The 16333-nt window shown below is 70.3% G+C and carries 12 protein-coding genes; 9 read left to right on the top strand and 3 right to left on the bottom strand.

What is annotated here, in order from left to right; genetic code table 11:
- Positions 1–251: 251 nt before the first annotated feature.
- From ABD999_RS22210 to ABD999_RS22170, 9 genes are all read left to right on the top strand, one after another.
- Positions 252–1931 (top strand): substrate-binding domain-containing protein, encoded by a 1680-nt coding sequence (locus tag ABD999_RS22210; protein WP_271277649.1) that lies wholly within the window; start codon positions 252–254, stop codon positions 1929–1931.
- Between the two features lie 123 nt (positions 1932–2054).
- Positions 2055–3572 carry an RNA polymerase sigma factor gene (locus ABD999_RS22205; protein ID WP_345482859.1) on the top strand — a complete coding sequence of 506 codons (1518 nt, stop codon included), beginning with the start codon at positions 2055–2057 and terminating at the stop codon, positions 3570–3572.
- A gap of 193 nt (positions 3573–3765) precedes the next feature.
- A complete protein-coding gene (locus tag ABD999_RS22200; RefSeq protein ID WP_246639421.1) occupies positions 3766–4188 on the top strand; it encodes a hypothetical protein in 423 nt (140 codons plus the stop codon).
- Positions 4185–5309 (top strand): GNAT family N-acetyltransferase, encoded by a 1125-nt coding sequence (locus tag ABD999_RS22195; RefSeq protein ID WP_345482858.1) that lies wholly within the window; start codon positions 4185–4187, stop codon positions 5307–5309. The genes ABD999_RS22200 and ABD999_RS22195 overlap by 4 nt, the downstream gene beginning before the upstream one ends.
- 156 nt (positions 5310–5465) lie before the next feature.
- Entirely contained in the window at positions 5466–6299 is an 834-nt protein-coding gene (locus ABD999_RS22190; RefSeq protein ID WP_148029649.1) for a glycosyltransferase family 2 protein, read from the top strand.
- A 26-nt stretch (positions 6300–6325) separates the two neighbouring features.
- Positions 6326–7267 carry a glycosyltransferase family 2 protein gene (locus ABD999_RS22185; RefSeq protein WP_219543811.1) on the top strand — a complete coding sequence of 314 codons (942 nt, stop codon included), beginning with the start codon at positions 6326–6328 and terminating at the stop codon, positions 7265–7267.
- Positions 7264–8067, top strand: a complete 804-nt coding sequence (locus ABD999_RS22180) for a polysaccharide deacetylase family protein (RefSeq protein WP_148029647.1) — start codon at positions 7264–7266, stop codon at positions 8065–8067. The genes ABD999_RS22185 and ABD999_RS22180 overlap by 4 nt, the downstream gene beginning before the upstream one ends.
- On the top strand, positions 8060–9379 hold the full coding sequence (locus tag ABD999_RS22175; protein ID WP_345482856.1) for a lipopolysaccharide biosynthesis protein: 1320 nt from the start codon (positions 8060–8062) through the stop codon (positions 9377–9379). The genes ABD999_RS22180 and ABD999_RS22175 overlap by 8 nt, the downstream gene beginning before the upstream one ends.
- Before the next feature lie 91 nt (positions 9380–9470).
- Positions 9471–12989: a hypothetical protein gene (locus ABD999_RS22170; protein ID WP_271277166.1), complete on the top strand. Its 3519-nt coding sequence runs from the start codon at positions 9471–9473 to the stop codon at positions 12987–12989.
- 2 nt (positions 12990–12991) lie between these two features.
- Here the strand turns inward: ABD999_RS22170 and ABD999_RS22165 are convergent, their stop codons facing one another.
- From ABD999_RS22165 to ABD999_RS22155, 3 genes are all read right to left on the bottom strand, one after another.
- Positions 12992–14389 (bottom strand): GH39 family glycosyl hydrolase, encoded by a 1398-nt coding sequence (locus tag ABD999_RS22165; RefSeq protein ID WP_148029644.1) that lies wholly within the window; start codon positions 14387–14389, stop codon positions 12992–12994.
- Between the two features lie 100 nt (positions 14390–14489).
- A complete protein-coding gene (locus ABD999_RS22160) occupies positions 14490–15239 on the bottom strand; it encodes an SDR family oxidoreductase (protein ID WP_148029643.1) in 750 nt (249 codons plus the stop codon).
- A 54-nt stretch (positions 15240–15293) separates the two neighbouring features.
- Positions 15294–16322 carry a phosphotransferase family protein gene (locus tag ABD999_RS22155; protein ID WP_148029642.1) on the bottom strand — a complete coding sequence of 343 codons (1029 nt, stop codon included), beginning with the start codon at positions 16320–16322 and terminating at the stop codon, positions 15294–15296.
- Positions 16323–16333: the final 11 nt, after the last annotated feature.

The following is a 16333-nucleotide window of genomic DNA, read 5'->3' as shown; positions in this document are numbered from 1 at the left end:
ACGACCCTGAGTAATTACTGCACCAAAAGAGGTGTTTTGCCCCGGCAAGCCTACCGAGTATCGTTCCCCGGGTATCGAGGAGTACCACCCGCCAGGGTCTCCGGAAGGTCAGGCTCAGCCAGGCGATCAAGAACACCAAGAGGGACACCGTGGGGCGACACCGCACAGACGACATCGACGGCGGCTACCGAGCCCAGGACCCATCTTCCCGCTCCGCGCGCAGACGGGCGCGTGGACGCGGACGGGTCCTGGTGCCGCTCGCGGGAGCCGTGGCGCTGGCGGTGCTGCTCGGCGTAGCGGCGTTCGTCATCTTCACCCGCGAACACGACTGCTCCGCCGGAAGGCTGCCGCTGCGGGTGGTGGCGAGCCCGGACATCCAGCCCGCGCTGAACAAGATCGCGGGCACGTACACCAAGGCCCTGCACTCGATCGACAGCAAGTGCGTCGAGGTCACGGTGGCCAAGGAGACCTCCGCGAAGGCCGCGAGCGCGGTCGCGGCGGGCAAGTTCGCCGGTGACATCTGGGTGCCCGACTCCAGCCTGATCCTGAGCCAGCTGAGCAGCCGCGTGTCGGACCAGGTCGAGGTGCCCCAGCCCGCCGGTTCGATCGCCTCCTCGCCCGTCGTGCTGGCGACGGCCGCGTCCGCTGCGGCCAAGCTGGAGGGCACGCTGAAGCCGAGCTGGTCCGCCCTGGTGGCGGCGGCGAACGTGGCCGACCCCGACGGCCCCGGCAAGAAGGTGCGCGTGGTCGCCCTCGACCCGCAGAAGAGCTCGGCCGGGATGGCGGCCCTGATGGCCGCGTCCGGCGTGGCCAGGGAGGCGGGCCAGAGCAAGGCGCTGGTGGGCGCGCTCAAGGAGCTGTCGGGCCAGGTGGCGGCCGACTCGACCGCGCTGCTCGCCAGCCTCACGGTCAAGTCCGGCGGGAAGGTGCCCATCGGCGTCAGCTCCGAGCAGGCCATCCACGTGCACAACACGAAGAAGCCGGACACTCCGGCGGTCGCGCTCTACCCTGCCGAGGGCACGCTGAGCCTCGACTATCCGCTCACCGTCCTCACCAAGGACCTGGCGACGCAGAAGGCCGCGGCCGACTTCCGCCAGGAGCTGGCCAAGGAGTCCGCGCTCAAGGTGCTGCGCGCGCAGGGCTTCCGCGGCCCCGACGGCACGGCGGGCGAGGCGCTGTCGGAGGCCAAGGGCTTCGTCCCCGCCGCCCCCAAGGCGCTGCCGGAGCCCGACGTCAAGACCGTCGCCACCGTCAGCCAGACCTGGACCAGGCTGAACCTCGGCACCCGCCTGCTCACGCTGCTCGACGTCTCCGGCACGATGGCGCTGCCGGTCCCCGGCACGAACCTGACCCGCATGCAGGCCATCAGCAAGATCGCCACCGAGGGCCTGACGCTGTTCCCGGCGAACTCCGAGATGGGCGTGTGGATGTTCTCCACCCACCTCGACGGCCAGGGCAAGGACTGGAAGGAAGTCGTCTCCGTCGGCCCGCTCACCCAGAGCGTCGACGGCGTCCTGCGCAAGGACGCGCTGGCCAGGGAGCTCGCCTCGGTCCAGGCCAAGGCCACCGGCGACACCGGCCTGAACGACACGATCAAGGCCGCCTACACCGAGATGACCAAGACGTACGCCCGGGACAGGATCAACACGCTGCTGATCCTGACCGACGGCGCGGGGAACGACGACCCCGACGGCGGCGTCAGCGACGCGGAGATCCTGCGGTTCCTGAAGGAGACCTACAACCCGGAGCGGCCGGTCAGCATCCTGCTGATCGCGTTCGGCCCCGAGGCGCAGGCGGGCAAGCGGCAGATGGACGCGGTGGCGCGGGCCACCGGCGGCGAGGCCTACATCGCCAAGGACCCGCTCCAGGTGCGCGACTTCTTCCTCCAGGGCATGGAACGCCGCCTCTGCTCCCCCAACTGCGACGGCTGACACAACCGTCACATCTACCCCTGTTTTACCTGGTTAAGCCACTTGGGCACGACCTGGCAACCCGCCGGGCGCCAGGGACGTCCTCTACGCCGGGGATTCCTTGTCACCCGCGGGGAGGTACTGGTGCCTGGATGGCCGGCGGTCGACCGCGCCCACGATCTGGAACTGGTGGCGGCGTTGCGGCGCGCCGATCCGGGCGCGCCTGAGCGCCTGTACGACGCGTACGGCGACCGGCTGCACGACTACGCCGCCTCGCTCCTGGGCGACCGGCGCGCGGCCGACGCGGTGCACGACGCGGTGGTGACCGCGCAGGGGTGCGCCGACCGGCTGCGCGAGCCGGCCAGGTTACGCGCGTGGCTGTACGCGCTGGTCAGGTTCCAGGCGATGGCCAGGCTCGGCCACCATCGCGGGGCCGCGGCGCCGCTGGACGACCCCGACGACCACGAGCTGGCCGAGCTCGTCGGGGCGGCGCTGGGCGAGATGCGCAGGAGCGAGCGGGAGATCCTGGAGCTGTCGACGCGGCACGGGCTCACGCCCGCCGAGGTCGGCTCGGTGCTGGGGCTGACCTCGCGGCAGGCGGCGAGCAGGCTGCGCCGGTCGCGCGACCTGCTGGAGAACGCGGCCGCGGCGGTGGTGCTGGCCAGGACCGGCCGGGCGCACTGCCCCGAGCTCTCGGCGCTGGTGGACTCGTGGGAGGGGCCGCTGACGCCGCCGCTGCGCCGGCGGCTGGCCGCGCACATCGGCGGCTGCGAGGTCTGCACCGAGCGGCGGCGCGCGCAGGTGTCCGCGGCGCGGCTGCTGGAGATGCTCCCGGTGGCGTACGCGCCGTTCTCCCTGCGCGAGCGGGTGCTCGGCACGTGCGCGGACCCGGCGCTGGGCGACACCCGCACGATGATCCTGGACCGGGGCGACGGCTTCGACCGCGGCGGCTTCCCCGTGCCGCCCGGCCGGCCGCGGCGGCGCGGGCGGCGCGGGCTCGGGCCGGTGCTGCTGGCGGCCGCGGCGCTGCTGGCCGGCCCGGCCGTGCTGGTCGCCATGACCGGCCACGAGGGCGCCAAGACCGCGCTGGACCTGCGGCCCGAGGGCTCGCCCACCGCACACGTGCTGCCGGAGAGCCCGCCGGCCGAGACCGAGGAGGAGTCCGGCCCCACCCCGAGCCCGAGCGAGAGCAGGCGCGAGCGCACGCCGTCGCCGAAGCCGACGCGGCGGCCCGCCGCCGACCTGGCGACCACCAGGCCCCCGGCCGTCAGCACCCCCACCCGGCGGCGGGCCGCCCGTCCCGCCAGGCTCACCACGACCTGCCCGGAAGAGGTGGCCGGCGCCGCCACGATCGGGTTGCGCGCCCGCAACAGGACTGTCTCCTGGAAGGCCGCGGCGTCGGAAGGACTGGGCGTGGTCCCGGCCGCGGGCTCGATCAAGCCCGGCGGCACGGCGGTCGTCTGGGTCACGGTGGAGGATCCCGGCACAGAGGGCAGCGGAACGGTGACGATCACCTCGAACGGCGGCGGCTCGGCCTGCGCGCTGAGCTGGGACGACCCGGCCGTGCCAGGCCCCACCAGGCTGCCCGACGACGACGTCACCGCGAGCGCCGGACCGACCGGCACACCGGTGCCCGAAGCCGCCAGTTCGTCATCGCGTTAAAAAATGCGATAAGTCGGACGCGAAGTCGGTACGTGTGTGGCAGATAGGGCATCCTGGTGTAGCTGGGGAACGTGTCAGGCCGAGGTGGTTCCTACCCATGTGGTCAATCCCACATGGGTAAGTGGCGACCTGCGGTAAACCTGACGTGGTCCTCACGCGTCGGCGTTGACGCGCGCGCGCATGGATTGATGCCATGGAGCGATCAACCGCGCACCTCGAAGCGAAGAACCGGGAGAGAGACGGCATGCTCAAGCAGCACCGCAGAGCGGTCACGTGGCTGCTCTCGCTGGCCTGCATAGCGGGGGCGGTCATCGCTCTGCTCGACATCGACACGCCTCTGCGGCCGTTCCTGATCTCCCTCTTCCTTCTGGTCGTGCCGGGCACCGCGGTCGTCGGCCTGTTGCGCGATCGTGATCCGCTTGCCGCACTATCGGTAGGAGCCGCCGCGAGCCTCGTGATCAACGTGCTGCTGGCCCAGGCCATGCTGCTGTTCGACGCGTGGTCACCCCGGGCGGGCGTGGCGACGGTCGCCGTGCTCGGCGGGTTCATGTACGTGCTTCGCGTGTTGTACCGGGGGAAGAACATGCAGACCGAACAGGGGGCCAGGGCAAGGTGAAGATCAGCGTCGTGCGCCCGCGCGAGCTTGGCGGGCCCGAGCGGGCACGATGGCGGGAGCTCCAGAAGGCCGACCCGAGTCTGGACAATCCGTTCCTGTCGGTGGAGTTCGCGCTCGCCATGGATCAATTGCGGGATTATGTACGGGTTGCCGTTATTGAGAACGAAGACCGTATTGTCGGATTTTTTCCCTATGAGCGACACAATTTCGGTATTGGTAAGCCTCTCGGCGGATTCCTGACTACTTGTCATGGTTTGATCGCTGTTCCCGATCTGCAGCTCGACGCCCGCGCGCTCCTGCGCGCGTGCAGGCTCACCGTGTACGACTTCGACCACCTGGTCGCCGGCCAGCCGACGTTCGCCCCGTACGAGAGCGACGTCCGCCCGGCGCCGGTCATGGACTTCACCACCGGCTTCGACAACTGGCTCGACCAGGTCAAGGCCAACTCCCCGAAGAATCTCAAGACTGTCCGCTACAAGGAGCGCAAGCTCGGCAGGGAACACGGCGGGCTCCGGCTCGCCTGGGCCTCCGATGACGAGTCCGAGCTTCGCACGCTCCTGTCCTGGAAGTCCGATCAGTACCGGCGCACCGGCAGGGTCGACAGGTTCGCCCAGCCGTGGATCGTCGAACTGACCGGTCTGATGCACGCCTCGAGGTCGCCCGACTTCTCCGGCGTGCTCACCATGTTGTACGCGGGAGACGTGCCTGTGGCCGGCCATTTCGGGCTGATGACGGCCACCACGCTCGTCGGCTGGTTCCCCGCGTACGACACCGAATACGCCCGATACTCCCCCGGCATCGTCCACCACATGCAGATGGCGGAGGCTGCGGCCAAGAGCGGCCTGCACATCATCGACATGGGCAAGGGCGGCAAGGAGTACAAGGACTGGCTCAAGAGCGGCACTCTCTACGTCGCCGAGGGGCGCGTGTCCAGGCCGACGCCGGCGGCGGCCGTCCACTGGATCGGCCGAACTCCTTTCAACAAGGCCCGAACTATCGTGCTGGATCGGCCGTCTCTCTATAAGGCAGCCGATCGAGTCCTCAAAGGATTCGGGCGGGTCCGCAGTACCGTCCAGCACGATCCGAACGCAGTACCGAAGGAAGTGCCGGGAGCGCCCTAGTGGCGGTCCGTCAGCACTTCAGCAGCACAACCCGAGCACCACCCGCACCTCACTGGACCGGCCGATGCACCACCTGTCTCGTCAGGCGTTCCCTCAGCACCGGGGAAACACTGGCGCCGGCACGCCGCGGCCGGTCCCGGAAGGATCAACTTCGCCATGAGTTCCGACACCGTCCAGCACAACGGCAAGAGCCACGTCATGCCCTTGCGTTCGATGCCGCCTATTGAGCGATTCACGCCGATCACGCCCCACTTGGCCATTTCACCCACAGTGAGTGTGGTAGTTCCGGCGATGAACGAGGCGGAGAACCTGCCCCATGTGTTCGCCACGCTGCCGCAGTGGATCGACGAGATCGTGCTCGTCGACGGCAACTCCGTCGACGACACGGTGGCCGTGGCGCGGCGCCTGCGGCCCAATGTCAAGATCGTCACGCAGACCGGGAAGGGCAAGGGCAACGCCCTCGCGGAGGGCTTCGCCGCCTGCACGGGCGACATCATCGTGATGATCGACGCCGACGGCTCGACGGACGGCCACGAGATCATCTCGTTCGTGGGCGCCCTCATGACCGGGGCCGACTTCGTGAAGGGCTCGCGCTACGCCTCCGGAGGCGGCAGCGACGACCTGACCTTCAGCCGCCGCTTCGGCAACAGGGTCCTCACCGGCATCGTCAACAAGATGTACGGCACCCAGTACACCGACCTCTGCTACGGCTACAACGCCTTCTGGTCGCGTCACCTCGACGTGCTCGACCTCGACTGCGACGGCTTCGAGGTCGAGACGCTGATGAACATCCGCGCCGCCAAGGGCGGGCTCAAGGTGCACGAGGTGCCCAGCCACGAGCGCGACCGCATCCACGGCGAGAGCAACCTGCACGTGGTACGCGACGGCCTGCGCGTGCTCAGGACGATCATGCGTGAGTGGCGTCGCCAGCCCGCGCCGCCCAGGCCCGAGCCGGCCGCCGCCCCAGCCGCGGACCGGGGTGTGGCGTAAGCGCTCGAACGCCTGAAGGAATCGTCGTGAACACGTCTGTCGTCATCTGCGTCTACACCGAGGACCGGTGGGAGGACATCAGGGAGGCCGTGGAGTCGGTGGAGCGCCAGACGCGCCCGCCCCGCGAGCTGATCCTGGTCGTCGACCACAACCCCGACCTGCACCTGAGACTCAAGCGCGCCTATCCACACGCGATCGTCGTGGAGAACTCGCACGAGCAGGGCCTGTCGGGCGGCAAGAACACCGGCGTGGCCATCGCCAACGGTGAGATCGTCGCGTTCCTCGACGACGACGCGGTCGCCGATCCCGGCTGGCTGGAGGCTTTGGAGGAGGGCTTCCAGGATCCGGGTGTCGTCGGCGTGGGCGGTCGCACCGAACCCATCTGGGCTTCAGGCCGGAGGCCGCGCTGGTTCCCGCACGAGTTCGACTGGACGGTCGGCTGCAGCTACCGGGGCATGCCCCAGGTGAAGGCGCCGATCCGCAACGTGATGGGAGGCAACGCGGCCTTCCTGCGCGAGGCGGTGTCCGAGGTGGGCGGCTTCCACAGCGGCATCGGCCGGAGCGTGCAGGGCCGCAAGAGCCGGCCGCTGGGCTGCGAGGAGACCGAGTTCTGCATCCGCCTGAGTCAGCGGAAGCCGGGCTCGGTCATGCTCTTCCAGCCCACGGCGGCGATCGGGCACAAGGTGTCAAGGCAGCGGGAGACGTTCGGCTACTTCCGCTCCCGCTGCTACGCGGAGGGCCTGTCGAAGGCCCTGGTGACCCAGGAGGTGGGCACCCAGGACGGGCTGTCCAGCGAGCGGGCGCACGCGATGAAGACGCTGCCGCTGGGCGCGCTGCGCGGTCTCGGCGAGGCGCTCAGAGGCGACCTCGGCGGCCTGGGCCGGGCCGGCGCGATCGTGGTCGGGCTGGCCTGGACCGCCTGGGGCTACCTGGTGGGCTCGATCCGGCTGAAGGGGGTGCGCTCGTGATCCGGGTGCCGATCCTGATGTACCACTCCGTCACCGACTCGCCCAACGAGGAGACCAAACCGCACTCGGTGCGCCCCTCCGACCTGGACGAGCAGCTCGCCTACCTGGCGGAGAGCGGCTTCACCCCGTTGACGCTGGGCGACCTGGTCGCCCGGCTCAACAAGATCAACGGCGTCGAGCTGCCCGGCAAGCCGATCGTGCTCACGTTCGACGACGGCTACGCCGACTTCCACACGAAGGCGCTGCCCCTGCTGGAGCGCCACGCGTTCCCCGCCACGGTCTTCCTGACCAGCGGGTGGGTGGCCGACGCGGGCAAGGACGCCGCGGGCCGGCCGCTGGACGACATGCTGAGCTGGACCCAGGCCCGCGAGGCCGCCCAGACCGGCATCGAGATCGGCGGCCACAGCCACAGCCACCCGCAGCTCGACCAGCTCCCGGGCGAGGAGCTGCGCCAGGAGCTGCGCCGCAACAAGGGCCTGCTCGAAGACAAGCTCGGCACTCCTGTGGCGACCATGGCCTATCCCTACGGCTACTCCAGCGCGCGGGTCCGCCGCGAGGTGCGCAAGGCCGGCTACTTCGCCGCCTGCGCGGTGAACAACACGATCGCGGCCGACGGCCACGACGTGCTCGCCATCCCGCGCCTGACCGTCGCCCGCCACACCACGATCAGCATGTTCAAGAAGGCCGTCGAGGGCACCGCCGTGCCCCTGATCTACCTGCGCGAACGCATCCTGACCAAGGGCTACGCCGTCGTCAGAAGGACGCGATACGGGCTGCAACGGGTTCGCGGCAATGTCTAGCCTCTGGCGGAAGGTGCTGAGCGACCTCCGCAACCCGCTCTTCCGCAACGGCTACGCGCTGATGGCCAACACCGGCATCACCGCGGTGCTCGGCATGGGCTACTGGCTGCTGGCGGCCCACTACTTCTCCGAGGAGGAGTTCGGCCGGGGCCAGGCGGTCATCACGCTGATGCGGCTGTTCGCGTCGCTGACCGCGCTGGGCCTGGTCGGGGCGCTGGCGCGTTACCTGCCGATCGGCGGCCGGAGCACGCCGGGGCTCATCCTGCGCGGCTACGGGATCGCCGCCGCCACGGGCGTGACCGCCGCGATCGGCTTCCTGCTGACGCTGCCCCTGTGGGGCGACACCTACGCCGTGCTCGGCGGGTTCGGCCCCGGGCTGTTCTTCCTCGGCGCGGTCGCGGTCTGGGCCGTCTTCACGCTCCAGGACGTGGTGCTGACCGGGCTGCGCAACGCCGTCTGGGTCCCGGTCAACAGCATCGTGTTCGGCCTGATGAAGATGGGGCTGCTGGTCGCGCTCGCCGGGGCGCTGCCCGACGGCGGGATCTTCGTCTCCTGGATGGTGCCGACGGCGATCGCGCTGATCCCGATCAACTGGCTGATCTTCGGGGTGGTGGTGCCGCGGCACATGCGGCAGACCGCCGAGCGGCACCCGCACCCTCCAGGGCTGCGCGAGATCGGCAGGTTCCTGTCCGGCGACTTCCCCGGCACGCTCTCCGTACTGGCGATCGTCTACCTGGTGCCGGTGGCCGTGGCCACCCAGGTGAGCGAGGCGACGTTCGGCCGCTTCTCGATGGCCCACACGCTGGGCTGCATGATCGAGCTGCTGGCCATGAACATGGCCGTGTCGCTGACCGTGGAGGGGTCCTTCGACCGGTCCCAGCTGGCGGTCAACTGCCGCAACGCGCTGCGCAGGGCCTTAATGATCATCGTGCCCATCATCGTGGTAGCCGTCGCCGCCGCCCCGCTCATCCTGCAGATCTTCGGTGACTCCTTCGCCGCCGAGGGGACGCTGCTGTTGCGGCTCATGGCGCTGGCCGTGCTGCCGCGCGTGCTGATCGAGATCTACCTGAGCGCGCTGCGCGCACAGGGCGAGGTACGGAAGCTGGCGTTCCTGCAGATCGGGCTCGCGGCGCTGGTGCTGACCTCGATCGCGGTGCTGTTCCCGTTCGCGAGCGTCGAAGCGGTGGGGTACGGCATGCTGATCAGCCAGAGTCTCATCGCATTGGTGATCTTCGGAAAACTACGTAAAATTCTCAGACCTGCCGACACTAGGCTGCTCAGCGTCGTTCAGGGGTCGCCCGGGGCCCCATGATGGTCACGTGAGGCAACGGGACGGCGATCGTATGACAGCGCGTTTCACCGGCTCTTCCGGCGTACGGGGGGACACGGGAGAGGAGTCAGAGGTGCCCTTCGATCCGGAGGCTACGGGGATCATCCCGCGGCTGGACCTCGATGCCGCCAAGGACCGAGCCGACACACCCAACCCCGCCGACGCGGACCAGCCCACCGACGGCTCGGCCGACGACCGCCCGTCCGACGAAGAGGCGGCCGAAGAGCCCCCCGCCGACGCCGAGCGACCCGCCCGAGAGCGTCCCGCCGACGCCAAGGCGAGCGCTGAGCGGCCTGCCGGAGCGCGTCCCGCCGACGTCGTGACGGACGCCGAGCGGCCTGCCGGAGCGCGTGCCGCGGCTTCCTCCGGAGGCGACTCCGCCGAGGACGAGCGCGGAGCGAAGCGGGACTCCGAGGACGTCAGCCAGACCCTGACCTTCCGCATCCCCGGCCCGCCGTCGGTCCACATCGGCCGCCCGCCGACCGCCGAAGAGGCCGCTGCCGCGGCCGCCCCACCACCCGCGTCCAAGGGCACCACCGCCTCCAAGGCGCAATCCGTACCCGAGAAGACCCGGTCCGCCCAGAAGGCCGTGCCCGAGACGGAGAAGACCCGTTCGGGCGAGAAGTCCGTACCCGAGGCAGAGAAGACCCGCTCGGGTGAAAAGGCAGTCCCCGAGGCGGAGACCCCCTCGGGTCAGAAGGCCGCACCCGAGACGGAGGCCCGCTCGGGCACGAAGGCCGTAGCCGAGGCAGAGGGGGCCCGCTCGGGCCAGAAGCCGGTGGGCGATGCGGCCAAGCCGAAGGCTGAGGGGGCGGCCCCCGCTGCCGCACCTGGGCAAGGGGACGCCGAGCCGGAGACGGCCACGCTGCCCAAGCTCAAGTTCGGCCCTTCGGCCAAGCCCACGGAGGACGTCTCCGGCACGACTCCGTTCCCCGCGCAGCAGGCCCGTAAGGACTCCGGCGCATCCACGGCCCCGCCGACCACGGACTTCACCTCCCCTTCGACCGGCGGAGTCTCACGACCGGCCGCCAAGGGCTCGCCGGCACCCACCGCTCGCGGGGGCAAGGCCACGGGAGGGGCGGGTGCCTCGGCGGCGTCCGCGCCCGCCAAGGGCAAGCCCGGGCAGCCGGGCGCGAAGGCGGAAGACGGCGGACAGGAGACCACGTCCCCACAGGACGCGGCGGCCACCCAAACCTCAATCGCTCTCCAAAAGAACCCGGCGGCACCCCAAACTCCGGCGGGTCCCCGGAAGGACCCCGCGGCGCCCCAAGCTCCGAAGGCTCTCCAGAAAGATCCAGCGGCACCCCAGGGTCCGGCGAGTCTCCAGAAAGACCCGGCGGAAGCTCCGGCGGCCTCCAAGCAGGGCGCGGCGGCCGCGCAAACCGCGACCGCGGTGCGGCAGAAGCCGGTCGCGACGCCAGGCGCCGCGGGCGAGCAGGGAGGGCGCTGGGCGAGGTTGCTGGCCAGCGCGCCCCGGTGGCTGCCCGTGCTGCTGGTGCTCGAAGGTCTGGTCATGTACGTGCTGGCGGTCAAGGCGCCGCCCGGCCCGTACTGGGGTGTCGACCCCGAGGAGATCAACGGCCTCGGCCTGATCTCGGCGCTGCCCGTCACCGCGTTCGCGGCCATCCTCATCATGGTCGTGTCGTTCTTCGTCACGGTCGCCCAGAGCACCGACCGCAAGTTCCTGCTGTTGTTCCAGATCGCGGCCATCACGTTCGCCCTGCACGGCGTGGGCGCGCTGGTGGCCGAGGAACCCAGGTTCCCGACCGCGTACATCCATGCCGGTTTCGTGGAGTTCATCGGCAGGACCGGCGAGACGGCCATCAACATCGACGCCCGCATGGGCTGGCCGGGCTTCTTCGCGCTGTTCGCGTTCGTCACGAAGGCGGCCGGGATCGAGGACCTGACGCCGATACTCAACTGGTCGCCGCTGCTGTCCAACCTGCTCTACCTGCTGCCGTTCGTGCTCATCCTGCGCCAGGTGGTGGCGACCACGCGGGCGCGCTGGTTCGCGGCGCTGCTGTTCATCCTGGTCCAGTGGATCGGGCAGGACTACTTCTCGCCGCAGGGCTTCACGTTCGCCCTCTATCTGGTGTTCGTGGCGATCCTGCTGCGCTGGTTCGGGCGGGTGGAGCCGCGCACCAAGCCGATCCCGCCGAAGGGGCTGCGCAGGCTGCTGGCCCGCCTGGACGCGATGACGCCGGGCGAGCTGGCCAACACCGGCATGTTCCGGGCCGACAAGCTGCTCATGCTCATGCTGCTGCTGGCCCTGTTCGTGGCCGCGACGGCGTCCCACCAGATCACGCCGTTCATGATGCTCGGCGTGCTGACGGCGTTCCTGCTGTTCAAGCGGACCTCGCTGACGTGGGGGCTGCCGTTCTTCCTCGGCCTGGTGGTGCTGACCTGGATCAGCTACATGGCCGTCGGCTTCTGGGTCGGCCAGATCGACACGATCTTCGGCGGGCTCGGCCGAGTGCTCGACAACCTGCAGACCAACACGGGCGACCGGATCGAGGGCACCGACGCGCTGCACGCCCTGGTGCTGCAGGCGCGGCTGGGCATCCTGGTGGTGATCCTGGCGCTGGCGGCGGTGGGCCTGTTCAGGCGGCTGCACCGGGGCGTGTTCGACCGGGCGGCGCTCATCCTGCTCTGCGTGCCGGCGCTGGCGCTGGCGATGCAGAGCTACGGCGGCGAGATGGGGCTGCGCATCTACATGTTCGCGCTGCCCGGCGCGTGCCTGCTGGCCGCGTACGCGTTCTTCCCCAACATGCCGGCCGACAGCGCCGACGTGCGCGAGGAGACCGTCCCGCTGCGCAAGCGGAACGTGCGCTTCAACCCCGACCTGACGAGGAAGATCTCGCTGGTGCTGGCCGCGTGCATGGCGGTGGCGTTCGCGGGCGCCTTCCTGGTCGCCCGCTACGGCAACGAGAAGTTCGAGCGGGTGACCTCGGGCGAGGTCGCGGCCATGCACCACGTGTACGAGCACGACAAGCCGAGCGCCCGGGTGGTCTACCTGGTGCCGAAGCTGGGCCCGGAGGTCACGCCCACGCTGCCGTGGGGCGAGCGCGACATCGAGCTGGTCAACTTCGCCGGCCAGGCGCAGGTGTTCAAGGACCCGACGAACATCACCGGGGTGATCGACTCGCTGAAGCCCGGCCCCGAGAGCCCGCGCAACACCTACGTGGTGGTCAGCCGCGGCCAGGTCAGCTACCTGCAGCTCAACGAGGGCTTCCCGGAGGGCTGGGGCGAGAAGTTCCGGGCCGCGCTGGACGCCGCGCCGGAGCTGAAGAGGGTCTTCTCCAACGACGACGCCGCTCTCTACACGTGGGGCAAGTTCGTGCGCGGCACGGAGATCCCCGATCCTCGCCCGTACAAGGTGCAGGGGGAGCCCACCTCGCCGTGGACGCCGGTCGGCATCGGGGCGCTGGCCGTGACCTGGATCGCGCTGTTCGGCTACGAGGTGATCAGGCTCAACGGCCCCCGCCGGGCGCCACGCGCCCGCCGCTGGATGCTGGCGGTGGCCATCCCGGCCTTCGCGGTGGCGCTCGGGGTGATCGTGGAGCGGTTCGTCTACATCGCGGGCCTCAACTGACGTCAGGCGGGGCCGCGGCCGCTCCACTGGATCTCGTACGGCTGGAGCGTGACCTGCTTGCCGTCGACGGTGGCGGTCACGGCGGTGTCGGCGGTGTTGACCATGACGACCTGGCGTTCCTGGGCCAGGACGCGAATCCGCTTGTCGGAGGACTGGACCTGCACCAGCTGCGCGTGGGCGGGGAACCACTTGGTGAAGCCGCTGAGCAGGCCGGCCATGGGCATCTCCTCGCCGGTGCCGGACCGCCACAGGCAGCCGGCGCACTCGCCGCGGCCCCTGGTCTGCGGGTTCCAGTAGAGAGCCGTGGAGACGCCGCTCTTGGCGAACTCCATGAGGGCCGTGGCCTGGACGGCGGTCCGCTTGTCCTCGGTCCAGCCGGAGTCGTCGGGCTCGACGTACCACTCGGCCCACCAGACCGGCAGGTCGCCGCTCTTCTGCCTGAGCCAGGTGCTGATCGCGCTGAACTTCTCGGTGGCCGCGAAGTCGTCGGGGACGTTGCCGCCGTCGGTGGTCATGGTGGCGCCGTCGACGACGATGAAGTCGGCGCCCTTCTTGTGCTCGATCCAGTACTCGATCGCGTCCAGCGCCCGCTGGTCGACGCTGCCGTACGTGCCCTTCAGCTCGGACGGCCTGTCGGCCTTGGAGCTCTCGATCGGCACGTAGGGGCCGCCGACCTTGATCTTCGGGTTGACCTTCTTGAGCGCGTCGTAGACCTTGTTGTAGAGCTCGGTGTAGCCCTCGGCGTCCCACCGGTTGGTGCTGGCGTTCCAGAAGCCCTTGAACTCGTTCCACACCATGTAGTACTCGACCGTCGGATACTGCTTGGCGACCCGGGCGGCGAGCTTGGCGTAGTCGTCGAAGTGTTCGGGCTTGACCGCGACCGTGTGGTTCTTCGACCAGTCGGTGCGGCCCGCCTGGCCGCCCTTCATCCAGTCGGGCGCGCAGCACAGCGTGATCACGGGGATGGACCGCGAGGACGCCATGAACTTCAGCCGCCTGTTGAGGTCGACGAAGTTGTACTGGCCGGGGCTCGGCTCGGGGTTGCCGGCGCCCCAGCCCATGATGTGCTGGTTCTGCAGCATCGGGACCCGGCCGAGGATCCCCCTGGCCGCCTCCCGGGCCACGCGGTCCTCGTTGTCGGCGCTGTATTGGGTGTGGGTGATGCCCCAGCGCGGCCAGTCGTCCACCGCCGGGGGCGGGTCGAGCTCGGGCGCGGGCTCGGCGGGCGCGGACGAGGCGATCTCGCCGCCGACGTAACTCGTGGGCCCGTCGTCCGGCTCCGAGCGCAGACCGGCGTAGGTCAGGATGCCGGCGACCAGCAGGACCGCGACGACCCCCGCCCCGACGGCCAGCGGCCATGGCGACCGTTTGCGGGCATGCCTGCCGTCCGTCGGAATCACCCTGAACCCACCCCTTCACGAACGTTCCAAACAAGGCCGAGCGCCAGGCCCTCGACCTTGTTCACCGTAACCGTCCGGGTTGCGAGTGGCTTGCGAACGGTCAGGACGATGGTGGCCGCTGGCCGCTCGCGGGTCCAGGAACCCCTGCATAACGGTACGGCACCGGTTGCCTACCCGGCTGCACCACGAGCAAGCTGCCGGTGTCGTCGGCGTAAAAAGCCGATTCCACGGCGGCCGCGACCTCGTCGGCCTCCAGCAAGGGGAACCCGGCGCTGATGAACAGCTCGCGCGCCTGGGCCACCAGCGGGGTGTCGGTGAAGCCGGGGCAGACGGCGGAGATGCGGATGTGCTCCTTGGCCAGCGGCGGGGCGAGGGCGCGGACGAGGCCCACGACGGCGTGCTTGGTCATCGTGTAGATCGGGTCGCCGTCGTAGCCGACCAGCCCGGCCAGCGACGCGGTGACCACGATGGCGCCGCCGCCGGAGCGCCGCAGCAGCGGCAGGGCGGCGGTCACGCCGAAGACCACGCCGTCCACGTTCACCCCGACGGTCTTGCGGTACTGGGCCAGGTCGAAGGCGTTCAGGTCGACGCCGCTGGAGATGCCGGCGTTGAGGTGGACCAGGTCGAGCCGGCCGTAGGTGCTCTCGGCCAGTGCGACGGCCTGCCTGGACGCCTCCTCGGTGCGCACGTCGGCGGCCAGGGCGACGCCGCCGACCTCCTTGGCGAGCCGCTCGGCGCCGTCGCCGTCGAGGTCGACCAGGACGCACCTGGCGCCTCCCGTCGACAGGCGGCGGGCCACCGCGGCGCCGATGCCGCTCGCCGCTCCGGTGATCAGTGCAACAGTGCTCATGACGCTCCTCAGGGCGGTGGGTGTGACTGGCGTCGGGTCAGGCGTGGCCGGCGGTCAGGACGGGCCGAGCATGCGGTGCGCGCGGGCGATCAGGGTGGGCACGGCGCCGCCGATGCGCTCGAACCCCTCCCCCACGGTCTTACCCTGGCGGAAGCGGGCGTGGATACCCTCCACGATGACCGCGAGCTTGAAGTTGCCCAGCGCGACGTAGAAGCCCAGTTCGGCGGTGTCGCGGCCGGAGACCTTCGCGTAGTGGGCGGCGAACTCGGCGGCGTTCAGGAAGCCGGGCGCGGCCGTCACGTCCCCGGCGACCGGGATCCCGGCCCGTTCCTCGTCCCCGGCGTCCTGCCAGTACGTGAGCGTGAGCCCGAGGTCGGCGAGGGGGTCGCCGAGGGTCGACATCTCCCAGTCGACGACCGCGCGGATCTCCGGCTCCGGGCCGAGCCGCACCAGCGTGTTGTCGAGCCGGTAGTCGCCGTGCACGAGCGTGCCGTCCGAGTGTGCGGGCACCCTCCGGCGCAGCCGCTCCGCCAGGCGGTCGAAGTCGGGCCGTTCCTCCGTCTTCGACCGCTCCCACTGCTTGCACCAGCGCTCGACCTGCCGGGCCAGGTAGCCGTCGGGACGGCCGAAGCCGTCCAGCCCCGCCTCCCGGTAGTCGACGGCGTGGATGGCGGCCAGCACCTCGGCCAGCCGCTCGCTCAGCCTCCTGGTCCCCTCCGGCGGCAGGTCGCCGAGTTCCTCCCGGCCGCGAACGGCGGCGCCTTCCACGTACTCCATGAGGTAGAACGGCGCGCCGATGACGTCCTCGTCCGCGCAGAACGCGACCGGGCCGGGCACGGGCACCGGGGTCGGCGCCAGCGCGGAGATGACGCGCCACTCGCGCGCCATGTCGTGCGCGGTGGGCAGCACGTGGCCGAGCGGGGGCCGGCGCAGCACCACGCGGCGTTCGCCGGTCTCGATGAGGTAGGTCAGGTTGGACCTGCCCCCGGAGATGAGCGAGACGGACAGCGGCTCACCGGCGTCGGGCGCGTGGCGGCCCATCCAGGCGAACAGCCGGGGCCGGTCGATCCCAGGTACGGTCATGGTCTGATATT

The sequence above is a fragment of the Nonomuraea ferruginea genome (assembly GCF_039540635.1).
GTDB classification, from domain to species: Bacteria; Actinomycetota; Actinomycetes; order Streptosporangiales; family Streptosporangiaceae; genus Nonomuraea; species Nonomuraea ferruginea.
This window is presented reverse-complemented; position numbering and strand designations above follow the sequence as displayed.